The sequence below is a fragment of the Pseudomonas sp. FG98 genome, assembly GCF_057808595.1.
Map to the genome: position 1 here is coordinate 1 of NZ_JBMDIJ010000095.1, position 20,355 is coordinate 20,355.

The following is a 20,355-nucleotide window of genomic DNA, read 5'->3' on the forward strand; positions in this document are numbered from 1 at the left end:
CGAATGTGACCTGCTGATGCGCAAGCCGGCGCTCAAGCGGGATGAGAAGGCGCACGCGCCTTGAGCTGCTGGAAGTGCTTGATGGACGGCAGTTTTCGATGCTTGTGGAAGCTCAGTCAGCATTTGATAAGCCAGCGTTCACATCAGGCTTTGGAGTATCAGGTTCTGATGGACAGGTATCGTGGCAGCCCCTGGTCTTACCCACAGCAACTGACCGAGCTCGAATATGGTCCTGGCGACGTATTAGCCAGGATGTATCCCGGTCGTTTTCGCTTCAAAAAACGCTATTTCAGCGCCGCGAAAGGCTTGGTGGAGCAGTTCATTGCGAACGTCCCAGGCCCGACGGCGAGGGCCTATTTGAACGCTATTTCTACAATCAGCGCTTTCGAACTATCGATGTGAACAAGCCTGGCTTGTGTCCACCATGTCTCCGCACACATGCCCACCTTAAATAGTACATGCAAAAAAAACGGGGCCCGAAGGCCCCGCGGTCGATCCATTAGCAAGCCTTTTCGAATAGTGCTTCGAATGCGGCGTCCTGAATGCGTTCATGCATGAAGTGATAGGTGATGCTGTTCTCTTCAACTTGAGGTTGTGCACTGATCTCGGCAAAGCCATTGGTGATGGAAATCGCCTGTCGTAACACTGTAGCCCGGACCCAAGGATCGAAGAACGCGTAGATCGCCCTATACAGCGACTTTGGCTGGGTGCTGCTGGTATCGATTCGGAACCTCAATGCTGGTAGCCAGGCAGGATGGATAACGTCACCGTCATCTATACCCGGAGCCATGTAGAAGCAGGTCGCCGACGTGCAGCCCTTCATAAGTTGCGACCACAGCGCGCAATCGGCGCCTCGCACTTCCGGCAAGAAGCCTGGATGCACGTGGATGAACTTCAGATGCGGAAGCTCCAACAGCTTTCTGGGCACGATACCACCGCCGGTAAATAGCACCTGGCTTTCTGGTAATGACGCAAGCCGCTTATGCAGTCGCTCGTCATTCAAATCATCCACCAGCAACTGTTCAACGTTCGCCGAGTATTCGCTCAGATCACGCAAGGCCAGCGCGTCATCGATCACTTCTGCTGGTATATCGAAGCCACTTTCGATTTCACTTCTCACGCATCGGTACAGTGCTGTTTCACTGCGCTGAAGTACCCCCGACCAGTGGTGAATACTATTGCGCTGTCGGGACTGTGCATAAGCGATGCGCAACGCCCCAGGCAGGAAGCGGCCCACCGGTTTTTTACTTGAAAGGTCTTTTGCGGAGACCAATTGAATGATCTTCTCCGGCTTAAGTCCCATGCCTTTGAGGGTTGCCAGATAGGCGCGGGCGATAGGGCCTTCCCAGAACAACACAGTGATTGCAAGTGTCTTTTCGGTCACGGCCTTGGCAGATGGGGCCAGGACCGTAGCGGCCGGAGGATTTGGGTAACTGTAGCTATTGAAGAAACCATCGATGGAGTCTTGCACTAGATCCAGCAGGCCCTTGTCCAGAGCCGCCCCCAATGAGTCCCGCAGCTTGAGTGCCGCGTTGAGACGCTTGGCGGCCTCGGCTGTGCGCTGTGCCTGGAGCAGGCGCGCCATATCTTTCAGTAGTAACAGAAGTGCCAGGGTAGATGGCACGGTGCTCAATACGTTGCTGCTGGCTCTGCCCCCGCTGGGCAGGTAGCTGTCATATAGGCAGCGGGAGATCTCGATACGCTTGCACAGAAAGGCCAGCAATTCGAAGTCGGTGTCACGCCACTCGGGTTGCCGGGCGCAGTCAATGACCCTTGCCGCAGTGTCGAAGTGGACGTTCGGCAACGGTGCCGCTGTCTGCAAGGACAGGTATTGACTGATATATCCTTCGATCATTCTCGCGGTCCTTCAACCTTTGGCAATTTTTTGGTGGGCGACTTGCAGAATGTTGGCAACGGTCCAGTACAGGACCATTCCCGACGGGAACGAATAGAACAGCACAAAGAAACCGAGTCCCATGATCCCTGAAGATATCGCTTGGCGTGTCGCTGACTGGCCGTCAGGTACCGAGGCCAGTTTTATGCTCAGCAGCGTGGTGAATGCCATCAGTACCGGCAGCAGGTTGAAATAGGCGCCGAACAGTGGCAGGTCGACGCCGAGAGGGAAGAGCTGGTCAGGTTCTGCCAGGGTCCGGATCCACAGGAAAGACGCATCGCGCAGTTCGAAGGTCTGGCCCAGCAGGTGGAACAGGGCGACGAATACTGGCACCTGGACCAATACGATAAGCAACGGTTTCAAGCCCGCCAGTGGGCTGACCTGATGACTCTCATAGAGCTGGAGAATGCGCTCGCTTTGTTCTCCTCCCTTGTAGTTCTTGCGAATTTCCTGCAGCTCGGGCTGGATCCGCGCCTGGATGGCAGCGAATTTTTTCTGCGCCGAGATGGTTTTCTTCGCCATCGGGTACATGACCAGGCGAATCAGAAATGCCAGCAGAATGATCGACACGCCCCAACTGCCAACGATCTGCTGAATGAACTCCAGCGCATGCATGATTCCCAGGCTTAATCCGCGCATCCAGTTCCACAGGCTGGAAAACAGCAAGCCACCGAGATCGGGAGTGGCACTGGTCAGTGCCTGATAGGCCTTTCCGCCACCAAACACGCTCCACTGGAAATTCTGCGGTGCGGTGCTATCGCCGACCGGTAACTGAATGCTCACAGAGGTCAGGAAGGGGGCTAGTGCAGCTTGCTCCGCCGGTAATTGCGGAACGCTTGCTTGCCAGGTCGAGGCTAAAGCGTTGTCGTTGGTTGCGCTCAGGATCAATGCCAGATAACGGCTCTGCAGTCCCAGCCACTGGGTTCCAGGTGCGTCCTTGGATGAGAACTCCTGTACATCACCCAAGCGCTGGGTGCTGACGCCATCGGCATTCTGGTAAACCAGTTCAGTAAATGAGTAGATGCTTTGCCCCATGCCCAGCCCCTGGGCGGGCGATTCGCCGATTCCGGGGCCGATGTGCAGTTCAAGGCGGTTGTCCGCGCGTACGGCGGCGCTCTCAAGGTGCACTGCTACATCGAGGTCCGAGCGCCAGTCGTGCGCTTGCAGGTGCCAGGTTTTAGTCAGGGTGAAGGGCTGCTCAGGATGTTCCAGAACCATGACCAGGGTATCAGCTGTCTGGCTGCGCACCTTCCAGCCACCGGCCAAGGTTTCCCATTCCCGCAGATCCTTGCCGGCCAGTTGGCCGTTCAGAATGAAAAGGCCCTCGCCAGGGACCGCCATGTCCTGTTCCTGGCCTGCCGAGTCGTGCAGGTGAGGCAGTCGCCAATGCTGGATGCTGGCGTCCTTCAGGTTGAACTGCAGGTTTAGGCTGGAGTTGCCGAGACTGGCGACAGGAGCCGCCGATGCGCCTGTCATGTATAGGAACAGAATGAAAAGCCAGCCAAGCCAGCGGATTTGAGATGCGCTCTTGAATGTGGACATAAGGGGATTTTCTGCTGAGGTCAGCATTCTGCTGAACTGGCGGATGGAGGAGCAACCGGCATCCATGCCGTGAAGGGATAGTCCTTTAGATGAAAAAGGTGCAACGAATTGGCAATCCGGCCAATCCGATCACTTCTTGTTGCTGTGTTCTTCTTTTTTGACGACGTCCTTGCGCAGCCCCAGCAGGCGCAGCAAGCGATGCCAGTACAGCTTGAGAACCATGGCGACGGCCGCCAGGGCGCCGAGGATGCCTTGCAACATGGCGCTGCCGGTACCCGGATCAAGGTAGGCGAATGCGTTGATTGGCAGGAACACCAGGCACAGCAGGGCAATCAGGGAAAACTTGTTTTTTTGCATGAGAAAGCTCCTTATTGATTTCTCAGTGTTTTCAGATACTCAGCAGCCTTATCGCCGCTTTTACCGGTGTTGAAAATCCAGCGTTGGCGAGCTTCGCGTAACGATGCCTGCCATTTTTCCGAATCATCGGCCATTGCCTGGGCAACCTCGCCGAGCGTTTCCAGCCGATCGACGGCAACCACGACGCCTAACTGTTCCCGAACCTGCACTTCGATCGGTTCGATATCCAATTGTGCATAGTCGGGGTTCAGCACCTTGCGCGGCACATCGGCGAAAATCACCGGACGCTCAAGGCCGAAGGCAAATTCAAGCGCTGCGCCTGACCAGTCGCTGAGCATGATGTCCGAGCTCTGCAACGAGGCGGTGCCATCGCTGTCTTCATCCATCCGGAAGCGCGGTTCGTCCCGGTAGTGCCGGGCAATCTCATCCAGCGTCGGCCCCGCGAACTTCCGGGTTCGCGGGTGAGGGCGCAAGATCACGCGCAGGCCGGCATCGATCAGCGGCTTTACTGCATCGATACCGTGTTGTTCGATCAGGCCGTTCGCTCCCCAGGTCGGTGCAACCAGGACCTGGATCGGTGCATCTGCGCGTGGCAGCGGGCCGGCGTTGCCTTGTTCGAGAATGCGGTCGAGTCGTCCATAGCCATGTTCCACCAGGGTTTTCGGCGACAGACCAAGCGCCTGCTCGCGAGCCCGGGTCTCTTCGACATGATGCGGCCCCACGCAGAGGATGGAGTCGAAATGATCGAAGGCCTCGGCCCGGTAGATCATGTGGGTGCTGACGATGGAGTGATGCAGGTAGGCGTAATGCACAGGGAAGGGCGAACGCTTGATGTGGAAGCTCTGCAAGTCCGGCATGGTCATCAACAGAACATCGACGTCCAGGGTGGAAAAGAACAGCGTGCGCATGCTGCCCTCGCCGACATAGAAGGCGCGCATGCCCTCCGGCGGATCGAGCAGCAGCGGGTCGTCAGACGCGGAGGTCACATAGAGCACCGGCAGGTCGTGAAGACGCTGCAGTGACCTGAATACCGGCTCGAACCAGGACCAGTACCCCTTCCCCTCGGAGTAGAAAACGATCTGGCGCTGTTCCCGAGGCACACGCTTGAATGCCTGGAGGCCCTGCCATTCCTGCCGCAGCCTGCGCAACCCGGCAAACATCTTCACACCCCGAGCCGGATGAAGGAATCCAGCTGTCCGTTGCCAAGCATCTCATGGTACTGATCCAGGTCCTCGACCGTGTCCACCTCCAGCCAGCCGTTGTCGGTGAACGCGGCGCGGGCTTTCCAGCCACTGTCGATCAGGCTTTGCAGGAAGGTGGTCATGTACATATTGTCGAAGTCCTTGCCATCGCGCAGCACATGACGGTCCATCTGGTGCCAGGCCTGGCGGAACGCCGCGACATGATCGCCGCGAACCTTGATCAGCCCCATGTACTGGCCCTGGACTTCGCTGTAGTCCTTCGGCTTTTTGCCCAGTTCCAGAATATGACCGTCGGCATCCAGCTTGAGGGTTTCGGCATCGGCCAAGGGGTTGTCCATGCGGATCTCCCAGAAACGGCGCCACTGCCGATCGATCGAGATCGCCAGCGGTGCATCGGTCTCCAGCAGGCTGTCCAGTACGGATGGCTGGTAGATGATGTCGCCATAGGCGATCAGCAGGTCTTCTCCATCGACCATCCGCTCTTCTGCACAGAACAGGGTGCTAACCATATTGGTTTCGGCGAAGCGTGGATTGAGCACCAGCTCAGCGCCCTGGTCCTGCAGGCAGTCGGCGCGATAGCCGCCAATCAAGGTGATGTCGGCGAGACCCTTGGCGCGCAGGACGTCCATTTGCCGATGCAGCAGGGCACGGCCCTGGAGTTCAACAAGGCACTTGGGGCGCTCGTCGGTATAGGGGCGCAGACGCGTGCCTTGTCCGGCTGCCAGGATGATTACGCGCATGGTGTGTCCTTGCTGGAAAAAAGATGACGAATAAGGGTGGCGTCCTGCTCCGCATTGGCAGAGGGGCGCTCCGGATGCCACATGACGCCGGTCCATGGCAGTGTTTCGTGAACGGCAGCTTCGACGCTGCCGTCGTCCGCCTGGACCCTGGCCAGCAGCCCGGGTGCCAGGTCGACCCTGGCGATACCCCAGTTATGGAAGCTGTTGACCTCGCTATAGGCGGCGAACAGTTCGTCTGTGCCAATCGCCGATACCGCATGCATGCAACCGACATGCCCGCTGACCGGTCGCAGGCCGCCGCCAAGAAAATGATTGAGCATCTGCATGCCTCGGCACACGGCCAGCACCGGAAGCTGGCGACTGCGCGCCAGGGTCAGCAGGGCTTGCTCGGTTCGGTCGCGCGCCATGGAGGCATTGCTGGCACCGGGCAGGTGAGAGAGATCGTTGCCGCCGCTGAGGATCAGCCCCGCCACCTGCTGCCGCTCCAGCCAGTCCTGTGGCTGCGCCAGGCCGTTGGGCACCGCCACAAGGTCGATACCCAGCTCTTCCAGCAGTGCCGCCCAGCGCTGGTCCAGGCAATCGCGCAGTTCGCCATGGCCGGCAATCTGCTCCACCCGTTGAGTAATGGCGACACGCATCATTGGATCACTCGGATGATCCGGTTGCCGGCGTCCAGCTCCAGAACCCTGGCAAGCGCCAGCGCCCGGTACTGGGTTTCGCCGACGCCGAGCGCTGCCGGCAGGCCGAATTCGGCGGCACGGATCGCCATATGCGAATTGGCGCCGCCATACATGGTGATCAATCCGGCGATCTGGCGGCCGAACAGCCAGTCATAACCCGGATCGGCCTGTGGAATCAGGGCGATCTTGCCGGTCAGGTCCTGCTCGTCATCGCCTTCGTTTAGGTCGACACAGTTCGCCCGGATCTGGGCCGCACCGACAAAGTTGGGCTGCGTTGCGGGATACAGGAAGACGTTCAAGTCTTCGCTGGAGCACAGCAGTGGGGGCAGCTCGATGGTTTGCAACTGCTGATGCAGCGCCCGGTTGCGACGACCGGCCTCGCGCAGATAGTCAGCGGGCGAAGCGGCTTCAGGCGTGTCGTTGCGCAAGGCGAGAATGGCGTCGATGTGCAGGTAGGCCAGCTTTTCGCGAGGAATGCCCAGCGGTTCGGCCCAGTCGATCAGTTCGTCGAGTGCCAGTGAGAGGTTGCGGGTAAAGGCGAACTTGGCGTACTCGCGTCCCTCGATGGCCTGCCTCAGGAACTGCTCCAGGGTGTCGGCATCCTGGCTGATTCCGGCCTCGGCAAGTGCCGCGACAAAGCGTGGACGAGCCTGTTGCCAGAGGCTTCCCGGTACCTCGCCTGCAGCAGCAGGCGGCTGTGTGCCCACGCTATCGATGATCGGCCTGAGGTAGCGCTCGGGATCGGCGCGATAACTTGGGGAGTTGATGTCGTATGTGCCCGGGCGCAGGTGTCCGTATTTGTCGACGAAAGCCTCCCAGTCCAGCTCACCGCGGGCACAGCTTTCCGCATCGTGGGTGAGCATGTGGCTGACGGTGCGAATGGAGCCGAAGAAGTCCTCCATTTCCGCCTCGCTCAGCACGCCACTGCTGACCGCCGAGCGCAGCAGTGTGACCGCGACGAAGGCGCTGCGTGCCAGATGGGCGAAGGGCAGGGTGCCATATTTGCGGCAGTCGAAAAGCAGGGCGCGGATTTTCTCCAGGGGCGGCATCGATCGCCCGCGCAGTTGCTCGAAGCGCCGCTCCAGTTTCTCGATCTGTGCCAGGTCAGCGGCGTTGCGCAGTATCGCGTTCGCGCTGATCTCGCGTAGCCCGTCGCGCAGTTGGTCGATCTCGGCGCTGGTGAATCCACCTTCTTCGCCGAGGCGCTGACGCCAACGCTCGAAGTCCAGGGCAAAGCAGGTCGGTACCACGTCGAACTCGACCTTATCGTGCAGCCACGGGTGACGCTCCAGCCAGGCGAGGTAGAAGTCGGCCAGGCGGGTAGCCAGGGCCTCGTCCAGGCAGGCGGGAATGAACGAGTTGAAACTGGCGCGGATATCCACATAAGGATGGCCGGCAAAGTCGATCAGCAGTGGCGACGGACGTACATCTCGATAACCATATTCGGCCCGTTGGGTCGCCCAGGTTTCATCCATGATCAGGTGCCGATACAGGCTGACGGCAAGGGGTTGTGGCTTGGTGCCGATGATCTCGGCGGGGTTCCAGTCCGGCATGATGCCGAACAGGGCGCGTTTGCCTACGACGAAAGGCGGCGGTTCCTGCCGCGCTTCGAAGTTCTCCCGGGCGGCATCGAGATGGCGGAACAGCTCCGCATCACTGCCTTCGCGCCTGGAGTGGTTCACGGCGATCGGTCGTACCTGGAGGATATGCAAACCGGCGTCGCGGGTAATCGCGAACTCCACGTCCAGCGAGTCATAGCCCAGCAGGGATTCGATTTCCCGCAATGCCGGCAGCAGGGCCACCAGGTTGTCCGGAATATTGACGCTCGCCTCGTCGGCGTTGCGCCGCATCACCAGGGTCTTGTGCTGGTCGCTGGTGCCGCTGGTGATGGATTCGGTGCTTCCGCTGACATCGTCGTAGTTGACCAGATAGTAGGGGGCGCCGTTGCTAAGACCGCGGGTGAAGGCGACGCCGCTGGCGATCACGCCTTCGAGCATTGGCTGGACCAGCACCTGGTTGCGTGGATTGCTGTCCGGATAGGAGGCGATCACATGCTCGATGGCGGTTTGCAGGGTCTGCAGGTTGCTACCGTCGATATTCAGAAGGCTGGTATAAGCGCCGGCGTTGGAGTGGCTGAAACCGTCTTCCGACAAGGCACTGCTGCGGATCACCAGGTTGAGTCCGGGGAAGTGCCTCTGGATCCCGGACAGCACTCGCGGCGGGTCTTCCAGCCATTCGGCCACGGTAAAGCTGACCTGGTCCTCGATGCGGCTGCACTTGACCATACGTCGCAGGCGCCTCAGGGTCTGTGCTTTGGTCCCGAGGACAAAGTGGGCCAGGTCCCGTGGCTCGTTCAGCTCCGCCCAGTCGCCCTGGACATCGATCGCTTCCACTTGCATGCCTTGGCAACGCAGCATTTCGACGAGGTCCGACAGGTTGCCCTGTTGGAACTGCTCGCGAAGGGTTGCCTGGTGTTCCAAGAGGAAGGCGATCGCCTTCGGGCCGAAATGCACGCAGCCGACGAATTCCGCAGCGGCAAGTGCGTCAGGGATATCCGCGCCCAGGCGGGTGATGATCTGCTTGTGCAGCGAAACCTTCTCGCAGCGCTGCAGGTCCGCTCCGGTCCGTCCGGCGTAGCGGGTGCGCCAGTGGCTGTCGACGGCAACGCAGACATCTGCCTTGCTCACGCTCAGCGCAGTGGCCAGGCTGCGACGGAACAGTACGTCGGAGTAGGACACCAGGCTGTTGTGGTGCTTGGCAAGGTCGACCAGCAGGAAGGAGTAGGCGGAACGGGTCGACTGCCAATCGTCGTTCACCCAGTAGCGGAGATCAGGGTAGCGCTCGCGTACCGACTCCAGCCGGTAGCCGCCCACGAAGTGTACGCTCGACTTGAGCGCCTCGGTCGCGTGGATCAGCCAGTCTATGACCCGGGTATGCCCGGACGCGCTACGTAGCGCCGCGTGTTCATCGCCCTGGAAGGGGCGGCCGGCGCCGAGGAAAATTACCGATGACTGCATCGTTGGGTATCCATTCTTTCAGTAGGCGCGGCAGCCTGTGCCGCCGCGCTCATGCCATCACCAGTTGCGTGCTGCTTCGGTCCAGTAGCCAAAGCCCCAGCAGTCGCGAACGGGGTCGAGCAGTTCCGGATTCTGGGTCTTGGCGTACACGCAGGATTGTGTCTCCCCGTGGGCGATCAACTTGTAGTCGTTGCCATTGGAGGCATAGAGGTACTGAGGCACTCTCTCGGCACTACGGGCCGGGTCCAGGGGCAGGCTCGGGATGAAGTTGGGGGCCAGGCCGACAATCCATTCCGCGCTGTCCTTGCCGTAGGTACTGTGGAGGCCATCGAATTTCTCGCTCACCGGGTACTTGCCGTTGGCCTTGCGATAGGCCTCCAGTGCCGCCTTGATCTTGCTCAGGTCGGCCTTGCGCTGGTTGAACAGGACGTCTTCGTTGGTGAGGACAATCTTGCCGGTTGCTTGCAGGGACGCGACGAGATCGGGGTTGCGAGGCACCTCGACGGTGAAGTGGGTCTGGGGCGAGAAGCCGGACTTCTGATCATATACGAAGTCGACGAACACCCCGCTCTGGGTGGCGCTGTCATTTGCCTCGGGATGCAGCAGGTCCAGGCCCGGAACGGCATCGCATACGGCCTTGCCCGACGCCGGCGGGCAAAGGGTCCTGGCCAGGTCGCTGAGGCTGGCGAGGCTGTGATCGTAGGTCAGCGCCTCGCTGTTCCGGGACTTTGCCTTGATCATCATCAACGGACGATAGCGGTTGTAGCCCCACAGCTGGTGATTATTGATCTGGTAGTTGTCAGGCGCCGCATTCATGTAGGAAACCGGCGCTCCGTGGTCGCTCTTGATCACCAGCAGGGTCTGGTCGTAGATCCCGATGGCCTTGAGCTTCTCGATCACTTGGGCGGTTTGCCGCATAGCGCAACGGGTTTCGTTCAACACGCCTTGATAGTTCTGGTTGGCTTTGAACCATTTCGCATCGGCACTGCGATAGGTGCAGTTTTCATCCAGGTCCACCGGGAAATGGGTATGCAGCAGGTGCATATAGCGCACGCTGCGCTGTGTACCCGCCACATGCAGGTTGTCCATGAACATCATCAGATCTTCGCTGTGCAGGCTGTTGAGCGAATCCCATTTTGCGCCCTTATGCTCCAGGCCTCGACGCCCTTTGGCACTGAGGGATTTCGTCGACACCAGGTCGCGAATTTGCTCGTTCATGAACTGCGCTGTCACCGCCGTGCCGACTCGTGCTGCGATGTAAGGATAAAGGTCCAGTGCGGTAATGGAGCGTTCGACGATGTCGGTACCACCCAGGGTCAGCGGTGTGATGCGATTGCTGGGGACGTTGTTAAAGGTACTGTATGCACCGTAGGTCACGACGTCGGCACCATTTGCCTGTTCGCGGTCCACGGAGTTGAGGCGATCCGGCGGAAGGCGCAGTGAAAGACCGTGTTTATCCGTGAATGCCCTGTAGTTGAAGTTTCCGTACAGCTCGGAGCGGATCGACGCCCAGGTCGCCGGGGCTGCAGAAATGGCGTTGTCGTAGAAGGTGAAGTCCTTGAGTTGGCGCTTCAGTTCCGGGTCTTCTTCGAGGACCTGCTTGGCGACGTTGCTGGCGAGACCATCGAAGCTCAGCACCAGTACGTTGTCACTGGACGATAGACGGGTGAAGTGGCTGAGCGAAGCGCTGGAGTTGAGCAGCGCTGGCAGCGCGGCGCCTACGGTGGTCAGCGTAAGAATCAGCATGAAAACCTGGGTTGCGGCTTTCAGGCGTGTGAAGGTCAGGAGTGCAAGTAGCAGCGAGCCACCTGCGACCAGGTAAAGATTGTGCGGATCGGTGACGAGGTCTTCCGGTGAGACCATCCCGGCTTCCTGGACCAGGGGCAGCATGTAGCCAGCCAGACCGGCCCAGAACAGGATGCCGTACAGCAACAGCGAAGCCAGCCAGTTCAGCCGAAGCAAGGCGAGCAACGAAGCACAGACAAAGAAAACGACGCTGGCCGCAGCGGTGATCAGCGAAGAACTGACGAAGAAGTCAAAAATGTTGAAATTGATGTCGTTTATCGACAGATAAACAACATAAAGAGGGACCCACAAAAAAAGCGTGGACGCGGCGCACAGAGAAAGAACTGCGCGTTTGCACAACGGGCTGGTGTTTTTTATTGCGATCACGGGGCTACGGGCTTCCTGCGCAGGCTTGTCTCGGCACGATGCTTGGAGGCATGGCCTTGAATGGTAAAAAAATTTTGCGGGATTCTATCAGAGCATTATGAAAATGGAACCGTTGGGTCACATTGTCACCATCTTGGTCCGGTGCTATCTGTCAATATTCTAAAGGGCTTTATGCTCTTTATTGTGATTTGCATCACGTTTTCTACTTGTGGTTTGGTGTGCACTGTGGGATGCGGCACGTTTGAGTTCAGTGTTTTTGAGAGAGGTTTTCTTTGGTTGTAATAAAAAGTTACATGTGGCGCTTTGGAGGCGACTACTGAAGAGATAAAAAAACCACCTTACGGTGGTTTTTTCAAAAGACAGCGGAGTTACTCGCCCTGATAGATGCACCCGCTGGTGCAGGTTTCATGAATGCGAACCTGACTCAACTCCGGCAGCAAAGGCTTGACCTGATCCCAGATCCATTTGGCGATCACTTCGCTGGTCGGGTTTTCCAGACCGGGAATATCGTTGAGATAGTTATGGTCGAGCTGATCGTAGAGCGGTTTGAAGATCGCCTTGATCTCGGCGAAGTCACGGATCCAGCCGGTGTGTGGATCGAGTGGGCCGCTCAGGTGCAGGGCGACCTTGAACGAATGGCCGTGCAGGCGTCCGCACTTGTGTCCGGCCGGGACGTTCGGCAAGCGGTGCGCCGACTCAAAGGTAAACTCTTTAAAGATTTCCAAAATTTTCAACTCTAAGAACCAATGCTGCCGCGCAGTTTACCAGCAAGGTCAGTGCAACGGTTGCAGATGGTCGGCCAGCGTGCCGCGCTCGACCAGGTCGAGAAACTGCTCGCCCAGGCGCCGGCTTTCACTCATCGCGGTGTGCCAATAGCGCTGGCGTGTCGCCGCGTCGCCCATGAAACGCTTGAAGTCGTTGCGGTCCGGCAGCTTGCCGTAGGGCAGGCGGGCCAGGTACTGCGGTGACGGGGCCAGCAGCACCACGTCCTGCAGCCGATCGGCATCGCCACGCCGCCATGGCAGGGCCTTGTCGAACCAGCCAGGGATCACTTTGTCGGTGAAATGCGGATACAGCACGATGTCCTCACCGCTGTAGGGCAGGTCGAGGTGGTAATCCAGCAGGCCACCGTCGCGGTAGGTCCCGGCTCCGGCCCCCGGGATATCCCGCACGCCTTCCATGACCATGGGAATCGAGCCGGACGCCAGCAAGGCATGGCGCAGGTTGTCGCGAGCCAACGGCAGGCAGCGCGACGGGAAGTCGGTCAGCGCGTGCAGCGGCGGAGCGCTGCGGGCGTCATGCAGAATGATCCGCTCGAAATGCTTCGACAGCCGTGGCCGGCCGATCAGGTTGTCGGCGATCACCGAGGACAGGCCGAGGCCCAGGCGCCCGCGATGATCATCGGCGAGCAGGCCATGGCTCTTCACCACCATGATGTTCAGGCGGTACAGCGGGTTGTCGAGAATGCTGGCATCGCGGCCTTCGAGCAGGTCGTCGAGCATGCGCTGGCAACTGCGGCTGACCTCGGCCTGGGTCACCCCCTTGGCGAAATCCTGCGCGGTATACAGGTCGCCCAGGCGGCGGATCGCCGTAGCCGGGTCCGGCAGGCAGGCACTGGCGAAGCGCCAGGAGCCGATCGACGCGCCGATCAATGCGCGTTCCCGTGGTGCCCGGGGCAGCCACTCGCCGAACAGGGCCAGGTCCAGGCCCTGAATACCCAGGGCTTTCGGCCCGCCAGCAGCCCCAGGCAGCACACCGACATCCGCAGCGCTCAGGCCTTGCCGGCGAATCCGCGCCAGGGCACGTTTGCCGGCCTTGAGGGTCAGCGCGGGGTAAGGGATGTGCATCGCGGTCATGAAGGGGCTCGCTGCGGGTGGATCGACGAGTATAGAGCGTGGTCTACCGCGCTATCATGTCGCCAGCTGTTTTCAGCTTCAATTAAGTTCGGCTGGATAGACTTCTCACCGTACCCGATTGATCACGATGGAGAAACACGATGAAAACCCTTACTGCCCTGTTTGCTACCGCTGCCCTGGCCCTGAGCGCCAACGTTGCCCTGGCCAAGGATGTACAGCCCGACCAGGTGGTGAAGCTGGTCCAGAGTCAGCAGATCCAGTCCCTCGATACCCTGAAGCAAAAGGCCCTGGCCCAGCATGCCGGTGCGACCGTCACCGACAGCGAACTGGAAGAGGAATACGGCCGCTACATCTATAAGGTCGAACTGCGTGATGCGCAGAACGTCGAGTGGGATGTCGACCTGGATGCCAAGACTGGCGAAATCCTCAAGAACGCCCGGGATAACTGATGCCGCGTTTTGCCCTAAGCATCCGCTGGCCCCTGCTCGCGCTGCTGGCGGTCTGCTCGCTGGCGGTGGCCCGCGACCTTGACCAGGACGAAGCCCTGGTCCTGCGTCGCGACGGGGTTATCCTGCCGCTCGAACAGCTGCTGCAAGCCGCCCTGGGACGCTATCCCGGGGCGCGGTTGCTGGAAGCGGAACTGGAAGAGGATGACGACATCTACGTCTACGAAGTCGAGTTGCTCACCCAGGAAGGCGTGGTGCGCGAAATCAAGCTCGACGCCGCCAGCGGCACCCTGCTCAAAGACGAGGAAGATGATTGATGCGCCTGCTACTGGTCGAGGATAACGTCTCGCTGGCCGATGAACTGACCGCCAGCCTGCAGCGCCTGGGCTATGCCGTGGACTGGCTGGCCGACGGCCGCGATGCGGTGTACCAAGGGGCCAGCGAACCCTATGACCTGATCGTGCTGGATCTCGGCCTGCCCGGTATTCCGGGGCTGGAGGTATTGCAGCAGTGGCGCGCCGGCGGCCTGGTCACCCCGGTCCTGATCCTTACCGCGCGGGGCTCCTGGGCCGACCGCATCGAAGGACTCAAGGCCGGCGCCGACGATTACCTGAGCAAACCGTTCCACCCCGAAGAGCTGCAACTGCGCATCCAGTCGCTATTGCGCCGTGCCCGCGGGCTGGCCAACCAGCCGACCCTGGAAGCCGCCGGCCTGCACCTGGACGAAGGCCGACAGTGCGTCAGTCGCGGTGGCGAGGATGTGCAACTGACCGCCGCGGAGTTCCGCCTGCTGCGCTACTTCATGCTCCATCCGCAACAGATCCTGTCCAAGAGCCACCTTGCCGAGCACCTCTACAACGGTGAAACCGAGCGTGACTCCAACGTACTGGAGGTCCATGTCAATCACCTGCGGCGCAAGCTCGGCCGCGGGGTGGTCGAAACCCATCGCGGGCAGGGCTATCGGTTCGGCGGGGCGGTGGAGTGAGGTCGATCCAGTCACGTCTGAGCCTTGGCCTGGCCGGAACCCTGGTCGTGGTTGGCCTGGCCCTGGCCCAGGTCAGCCTGTGGCTGTTCGAAGTGGGCCTGCACCGTTACCTGGAAAGCGGATTGCGCAAGGAAAGCGAGAACTTGCTGATGGCCCTGGTCCAGGGCCCGGGCGGCCTCGAACTGGATCAGCGGCGGATCTCCGCCGCCTACAACCGGCAGTTCTCCGGTTACTACTTCCGCATCGATTTCGCCGACAAGGCCTGGCGTTCCCGTTCGCTCTGGGATACCGAGCTGCCGGCACCGCAGAACGCCGGCCTGCTCGACGGCCTCGAACTCGGTCCGGAAGACCAGCAATTGCTGGTGTTGCGTAGCGATTACCGGCGCCAGGGCCAGGCCATCTCCATCAGCGTCGCCCAGGACTACACGCCCATGCGCGATGCCTTCCGCCGCCTGCAGCAGATTGGCCTGGGCCTGGGCGTGCTGGCGCTGATCCTGGTGCTGGTGCTGCAGCGCCTGATCGTCAAGCGCTCGCTGCGCCCGCTGGAACGCGCCCGCGAGCAGATCGCCCAGTTGCAGCAAGGCCAGCGCACGCAACTGGACAGCCAGGTACCGAGCGAACTGGAGCCCCTGGTCGCGCAGATCAACCACCTGCTGGCCCACACCGAAGACAGCCTGCGCCGCTCGCGCAACGCCCTCGGCAACCTCGGTCACGCGCTGAAAACCCCGCTCGCCGTGTTGCTCAGCCTGGCCGCCAGCGAGCGCTTGAAGGATTCCCCCGAGCTCGCCGCCCAGCTACGCGAGCAACTGGAACAGATCCAGCAACGCCTCAGCCGCGAACTCAATCGTGCCCGCCTGGCCGGCGACGCCTTGCCCGGCGCGCATTTCGACTGCGACCAGGAACTGCCGGGCCTGCTCTCGACCCTGGGCATGATCCACGGCGACGGCCTGCTGATCCGCCACGAAGTACCGCCCGGATTGTCCCTGCCCTGGGACCGCGAAGACCTGTTGGAACTGCTCGGCAACCTGCTGGACAACGCCTGCAAATGGGCCGACAGCGAGGTGTGCCTGGGCATCCGCCAGGCCCCGGACAGCTATCAACTGTGGGTCGACGATGACGGACCGGGGATTCCCGAAGCCGCACGCCAGGGCGTGCTGGAGCGCGGCGCCCGGCTGGACGAACAGGTCGCCGGTCATGGCCTGGGGCTGGGGATCGTGCGGGATATCGTCGAGGCCTGGCATGGCCGGATGGAGCTTCGCGAGAGCCCGCAGGGTGGCCTGCGGGTGCATATCGAACTGCCGCGCAGGACAGGACGCTGACAAGCTCGCTCCTCACTGATAAGCATGGGTATCTACACATCTTTGGCGAGCTGCAACACGGACCTTGTGGGAGCGGCTGTTAGCCGCGATTGGGCGCGAAGCGGCCATAAAACCGGTGCCCTCGGTGTGTCAGGCAGATCTGGGACTTAGGTTTTACGACGGCTTTGCGGCCAATCGCGGCTAACAGCCGCTCCCACAAGGTCCGTGTTGTACCTGATAGAGATGTGTAGATACCCATGCACTGATAAGGGGAGTCCCTGCTCATCGTGGGAGCGAGCTTGCTCGCGAAGGGCTGCAAGGCAGCCCCAGAAAAACCGTGAGGCCAATCACACCTTGAAGTGATCCATCAGCCGCTGCTGCTGGTTGGCCAGGCTGTTCAGTGCCTGGCTGACCCGTGCCGATTCCTCGGCCTGGTGCGACAGCGATTCGGTGACATCGCGGATGGTTGCGACATTGCCGCTGATCTCCTCGGCCACCGCGCTCTGCTCCTCGGCGGCACTGGCGATCTGCAGGTTCATGTCAGTGATCACCGCGACCGCGTCGCCGATCTGGCGCAACGCCGTGACCGCCTGACCGACCTGCTCGACGCTGCCCTGGGCCTGACGATGGCTGCTGTCCATGGCGCCGACCACCTCGCGGGTGCCGGCCTGCAACTGCTCGATCACGTGGCGGGTTTCCTCCACCGACTCCTGGGTGCGCTGGGCCAGGTTGCGCACCTCGTCGGCGACCACCGCAAAGCCGCGCCCGGCCTCGCCGGCGCGGGCTGCCTCGATGGCCGCGTTGAGCGCCAGCAGGTTGGTCTGCTCGGCGATGGAGCGGATCACTTCCAGCACCGAACCGATCTTCTCGCTATTGCCAGCCAGGCCTTCGACCTGGCCCATGGCCGCGCTCATATTGGCCGCCAGCGCGTCGATGCTGTTGGTGGTCTGGCCGATCACGGCCAGGCCCTGGCGAGTCGCCTGGTCCACGTCCCGCGCCGCCTGCGCTGCCTGGGCGGCGCTGCGGGCGACATCGTGGGCAGTGGCGCTCATCTCGTGGGAGGCGGTGGCTACCTGGTCGACCTGGCGGTACTGCTGCTCCATGCCGGCGCTGGTCTGGCTGGCGATGGCCGAGGACTTGTCGGCGGTATCCCGGGCCGAATGCACCGAGCGTTTCACCTCGGCGATGGTCGGTTGCAGCTTGTCGAGGAAGCGGTTGAACCAGCCGGCCAGCTCACCCAGTTCGTCCTGCTTGTTGTAGGCCAGGCGGCTGGTCAGGTCGCCGTCGCCACTGGCGATCTCGCGCAGGCGATGGGCGACGTGGAGGATCGGCCGGGTCACGCCACGGGCCAGCAGCCAGATCAGCAGCAGGCCGACCACGGCGGCCAGCAGGCCCAGGCCCAGTTCGATCATGGCGCCGCTGGTGTTGCGCTGGTCGAGTTCTGTCTTCAGCGCTTCGGCCGGGCCGATCAGGGCGCTTTCCGGTACATCCAGCAGCACGCCCCAGGACTTGGCGCCGGGTGTCGGCGAGAACGACGCGAGCACCTTCAGGCGTCCCTCGTGCTGGATGCTGTGCAGCGCCGTGCCATCGCTGAGCAGGCCGAGCAGTTGCGCGCCGTTGGCCTTGTCGATTTCGGCATAGCGCTGGGCCAGCTTGCTCGCATCCGGGCTGTAGCCGGCGAGCAGGCCGGCCGGGCTGATGATGCCGATCCGCGTCTGGCCGCCGTACAGCCGCGCGCTGGCGTCCTTGCTCAGGGCCTGCAGGCTGTTCAGGTTGATGTCGATGGACAGGGTGGCGATCACCTTGTCGGCGACGATCAGCGGGAACACGATGCTGGTCATCAGCACCTGTTGGCCGGCGATCTCATAGAAGTAGGGTTCGGTGATGCAGGTCTTGCGCGTGGTCCGCGGGCACACCGACCAGGTGTTGGCCGGCTCGCCGCTCGGGCCGATGCTGGTGTCGGCCATGTCCTTTTCCGGCAGGGCCATGGAGGTCAGTTGGCCGGGAGTCGGTTGCGACCAGTACAGGGCGAAGCGGCCGGTCTCGTTGCTGCCGAGGGCGTCCTGGTTGACGAACAGTTCGTCCTTGCCGTCCAGGGCATTGGGCTCGAACACCAGCGACAGGCCGAGCAGGTCCGGGTTGGCCTGCAATGCCGAGCGCACCTGGCGGGTCATGTCCTCGCGCAGGTCGAAGGCATCGAGGAAGCGCTTTTCCGCCTGCTCACGGAGGAACAGCACCTGGCGCGAGAAGCCGGCGCCATATTGGTAGGCATCCATGAACTGGCGGCGGATGGTCAGCGCCTGGACTTCGCCCTGGGACTCGATGCGGCCCTCGGCCGCCTCGGTGAGCATTTGCATGCTGCTGGCCTTGACCAGCTCCGTCGTGTGCTCCATGCGGTACAGCGAAAGACCGACCAGCAGGGTGACGATGCCGGCCAGGCAAAGTCCGGCCAGCAAGGTGATCTTCCATTGGATGGAAAGCTGTCTGAGGGACATTTGGCGAAATCCTTTGAACCCGAAGAAAGAGAAACTGCCGACCTGTATCGGCCTGGCGGGCGCGTTCTTTATTCAAACGTTCAATTGAAATGCGCCGTTTTCGTTCACCGAAGCGACCCGTGCACCGGTCTAGGGCGCCGTTCTTTGACAATGGGCAAGGGCTGCTTCAGAGTGTGCGCCTTCCAAAAAAACATACCGTCATTCGGCCAGAGCCCAAGGGCAAATCTGTCGCCGACGCTGTGCTATTTCGCCGTTTCAAGAGGTTGGAAAGAATGAATGCAGTCATTGCCGCGGTCGGCATCATGTTGGTGCTGAGCCTGTCCCGCGTGCATGTGGTGATCGCCCTGATCATCGGTGCGCTGGTGGGCGGCCTGGTCGGTGGCCTGGGCATCGAAGGCACGCTCAAGGCCTTCAATGGCGGCCTGGGTGGCGGGGCTACAGTGGCCCTGTCCTACGCCTTGCTCGGAGCATTCGCCGTGGCGATCGCCAAGTCCGGCCTGGCCCATGCCTTGGCCGACCGCGCCCTGGCCATGTTCCACGGGCAGAGCGAAGGGCAGGGGGCGCGGGTCAAATGGCTGCTGATCGGCCTGCTGGGTGTGGTGGCGATTGCCTCGCAGAACATCCTGCCGATCCATATCGCCTTCATCCCGCTGCTGGTGCCGCCGCTGCTCTATGTGCTGACCCGCCTGCAGATCGACCGCCGCCTGGTGGCCTGCGTCATCACCTTCGGCCTGATCACCCCGTACATGTTCCTGCCGGTGGGCTTCGGCAACATCTTCCTCAACGAGATCCTGCTGGCCAACGTGGCCCGCAGCGGCGTCGACATCAGTGGTGTCAACGTCACCCATGCCATGGCCATCCCGGCCGCCGGCATGCTCGCCGGTTTGCTGATCGCGGTGTTCTTCAGCTACCGCAAAAAGCGTGTCTATGACCTGGAGAAGATCGAGCAGGTCGAACAGGTGGCGGTCAGCTACAACCCGCTGACCCTGCTGGTTGCCGGCTGTGCGATCGCCGCGGCCTTCATCATCCAGCTCTGGCTCGACTCGATGATCATCGGCGCCCTGGCCGGTTTCCTGATCTTCTCGGTCTCCGGCATCGTCCGCTGGAAAGACACCGATGACCTGTTCACCGAAGGCATGAAGATGATGGCGATGATCGGCTTCATCATGATCGCCGCCTCGGGCTTTGCCGAAGTGATGAAAGCCACCGGCGAGGTGAAGACCCTGGTGGAGGCGTCGGCGCTGTGGATCGATCACAGCAAGGGCGTTGGTGCCTTGCTGATGTTGCTGGTGGGCCTGCTGGTGACCATGGGCATCGGCTCGTCCTTCTCCACCGTGCCGATCCTCGCGGCGATCTTCGTGCCGCTGTGCGTGCAACTGGGCTTCGATCCGATCGCCACGGTATGCATCGTCGGTACGGCGGGTGCGCTGGGGGATGCCGGCTCGCCCGCGTCGGACTCGACCCTCGGGCCGACCTCGGGACTGAACGTGGATGGCCAGCACCACCATATCTGGGACACCGTGGTGCCGACCTTCATCCACTACAACCTGCCGCTGCTGGCGGCGGGGTGGGTGGCGGCGATGGTGTTGTAGTACCGAGGCTGCATGGTGTGATTGAGGGCCTCATCGCCGGCAACGCCGGCTCCCACAGGATTTGTGCTCGACCCAACCC

16 protein-coding genes and 2 pseudogenes are annotated in these 20,355 nt (G+C 61.4%); 6 read left to right on the forward strand and 12 right to left on the reverse strand.

Annotation, left to right across the window (positions count from 1 at the left end):
• Positions 1-71: 71 nt before the first annotated feature.
• A pseudogene (locus tag ACODSK_RS28860) lies at positions 72-455 on the forward strand (IS481 family transposase); the annotation flags it as partial.
• Between the two features lie 44 nt (positions 456-499).
• Here ACODSK_RS28860 and ACODSK_RS28865 read toward each other — a convergent pair.
• The 10 genes from ACODSK_RS28865 to ACODSK_RS28910 form a co-directional block, all read right to left on the reverse strand.
• Positions 500-1,855 (reverse strand): formyltransferase family protein, encoded by a 1,356-nt coding sequence (locus ACODSK_RS28865; RefSeq protein ID WP_489021023.1) that lies wholly within the window; start codon positions 1,853-1,855, stop codon positions 500-502.
• A gap of 12 nt (positions 1,856-1,867) precedes the next feature.
• The gene (locus ACODSK_RS28870) at positions 1,868-3,436 is read right to left on the reverse strand and encodes a YidC/Oxa1 family membrane protein insertase (protein ID WP_489021024.1); all 1,569 of its coding nucleotides are present in this window, start codon (positions 3,434-3,436) and stop codon (positions 1,868-1,870) included.
• Between the two features lie 129 nt (positions 3,437-3,565).
• Positions 3,566-3,793 (reverse strand): hypothetical protein, encoded by a 228-nt coding sequence (locus tag ACODSK_RS28875; RefSeq protein ID WP_489021025.1) that lies wholly within the window; start codon positions 3,791-3,793, stop codon positions 3,566-3,568.
• A gap of 11 nt (positions 3,794-3,804) precedes the next feature.
• Entirely contained in the window at positions 3,805-4,953 is a 1,149-nt protein-coding gene (locus ACODSK_RS28880; RefSeq protein WP_489021046.1) for a CDP-glycerol glycerophosphotransferase family protein, read from the reverse strand.
• 2 nt (positions 4,954-4,955) lie between these two features.
• On the reverse strand, positions 4,956-5,735 hold the full coding sequence (locus ACODSK_RS28885) for a phosphocholine cytidylyltransferase family protein (RefSeq protein WP_489021027.1): 780 nt from the start codon (positions 5,733-5,735) through the stop codon (positions 4,956-4,958).
• Positions 5,726-6,373, reverse strand: coding sequence for a gamma-glutamyl-gamma-aminobutyrate hydrolase family protein (locus tag ACODSK_RS28890; protein ID WP_489021029.1), 648 nt, complete (start codon positions 6,371-6,373; stop codon positions 5,726-5,728). The genes ACODSK_RS28885 and ACODSK_RS28890 overlap by 10 nt, the downstream gene beginning before the upstream one ends.
• Positions 6,373-9,432: a PEP-utilizing enzyme gene (locus ACODSK_RS28895; protein ID WP_489021030.1), complete on the reverse strand. Its 3,060-nt coding sequence runs from the start codon at positions 9,430-9,432 to the stop codon at positions 6,373-6,375. Before ACODSK_RS28895 ends, ACODSK_RS28890 begins: the two co-directional genes overlap by 1 nt.
• A gap of 57 nt (positions 9,433-9,489) precedes the next feature.
• The gene (locus tag ACODSK_RS28900; RefSeq protein ID WP_489021032.1) at positions 9,490-11,604 is read right to left on the reverse strand and encodes a sulfatase-like hydrolase/transferase; all 2,115 of its coding nucleotides are present in this window, start codon (positions 11,602-11,604) and stop codon (positions 9,490-9,492) included.
• 368 nt (positions 11,605-11,972) lie between these two features.
• Positions 11,973-12,329 (reverse strand): 6-carboxytetrahydropterin synthase QueD, encoded by a 357-nt coding sequence (queD, locus tag ACODSK_RS28905; RefSeq protein ID WP_489021034.1) that lies wholly within the window; start codon positions 12,327-12,329, stop codon positions 11,973-11,975.
• A gap of 48 nt (positions 12,330-12,377) precedes the next feature.
• Positions 12,378-13,460, reverse strand: coding sequence for a patatin-like phospholipase domain-containing protein (locus ACODSK_RS28910; RefSeq protein WP_489021036.1), 1,083 nt, complete (start codon positions 13,458-13,460; stop codon positions 12,378-12,380).
• 140 nt (positions 13,461-13,600) lie between these two features.
• Here ACODSK_RS28910 and ACODSK_RS28915 point away from each other — a divergent pair, with 140 nt between their 5' ends.
• Genes ACODSK_RS28915 through ACODSK_RS28930 form a run of 4 tightly spaced genes read left to right on the forward strand, consistent with a single transcriptional unit; the run spans position 13,601 to position 16,210 of the window.
• Positions 13,601-13,909 carry a PepSY domain-containing protein gene (locus ACODSK_RS28915; protein ID WP_489021037.1) on the forward strand — a complete coding sequence of 103 codons (309 nt, stop codon included), beginning with the start codon at positions 13,601-13,603 and terminating at the stop codon, positions 13,907-13,909.
• Positions 13,909-14,223 carry a PepSY domain-containing protein gene (locus tag ACODSK_RS28920; protein ID WP_489021039.1) on the forward strand — a complete coding sequence of 105 codons (315 nt, stop codon included), beginning with the start codon at positions 13,909-13,911 and terminating at the stop codon, positions 14,221-14,223. The genes ACODSK_RS28915 and ACODSK_RS28920 overlap by 1 nt, the downstream gene beginning before the upstream one ends.
• Positions 14,223-14,891, forward strand: coding sequence for a response regulator transcription factor (locus ACODSK_RS28925; RefSeq protein ID WP_489021041.1), 669 nt, complete (start codon positions 14,223-14,225; stop codon positions 14,889-14,891). The genes ACODSK_RS28920 and ACODSK_RS28925 overlap by 1 nt, the downstream gene beginning before the upstream one ends.
• Complete coding sequence (locus ACODSK_RS28930; protein WP_489021043.1) at positions 14,888-16,210, forward strand: sensor histidine kinase; 1,323 nt, start codon at positions 14,888-14,890, stop codon at positions 16,208-16,210. The genes ACODSK_RS28925 and ACODSK_RS28930 overlap by 4 nt, the downstream gene beginning before the upstream one ends.
• Before the next feature lie 326 nt (positions 16,211-16,536).
• On the opposite strand, the gene ACODSK_RS28935 is transcribed toward ACODSK_RS28930, so the two are convergent.
• Positions 16,537-17,292 (reverse strand): methyl-accepting chemotaxis protein, encoded by a 756-nt coding sequence (locus tag ACODSK_RS28935; protein WP_489021048.1) that lies wholly within the window; start codon positions 17,290-17,292, stop codon positions 16,537-16,539.
• Between the two features lie 102 nt (positions 17,293-17,394).
• Positions 17,395-18,684: pseudogene (locus ACODSK_RS28940) on the reverse strand (methyl-accepting chemotaxis protein); the annotation flags it as partial.
• Between the two features lie 272 nt (positions 18,685-18,956).
• Here ACODSK_RS28940 and ACODSK_RS28945 point away from each other — a divergent pair.
• Positions 18,957-20,276, forward strand: a complete 1,320-nt coding sequence (locus ACODSK_RS28945; protein WP_489021044.1) for a Na+/H+ antiporter family protein — start codon at positions 18,957-18,959, stop codon at positions 20,274-20,276.
• Positions 20,277-20,355: the final 79 nt, after the last annotated feature.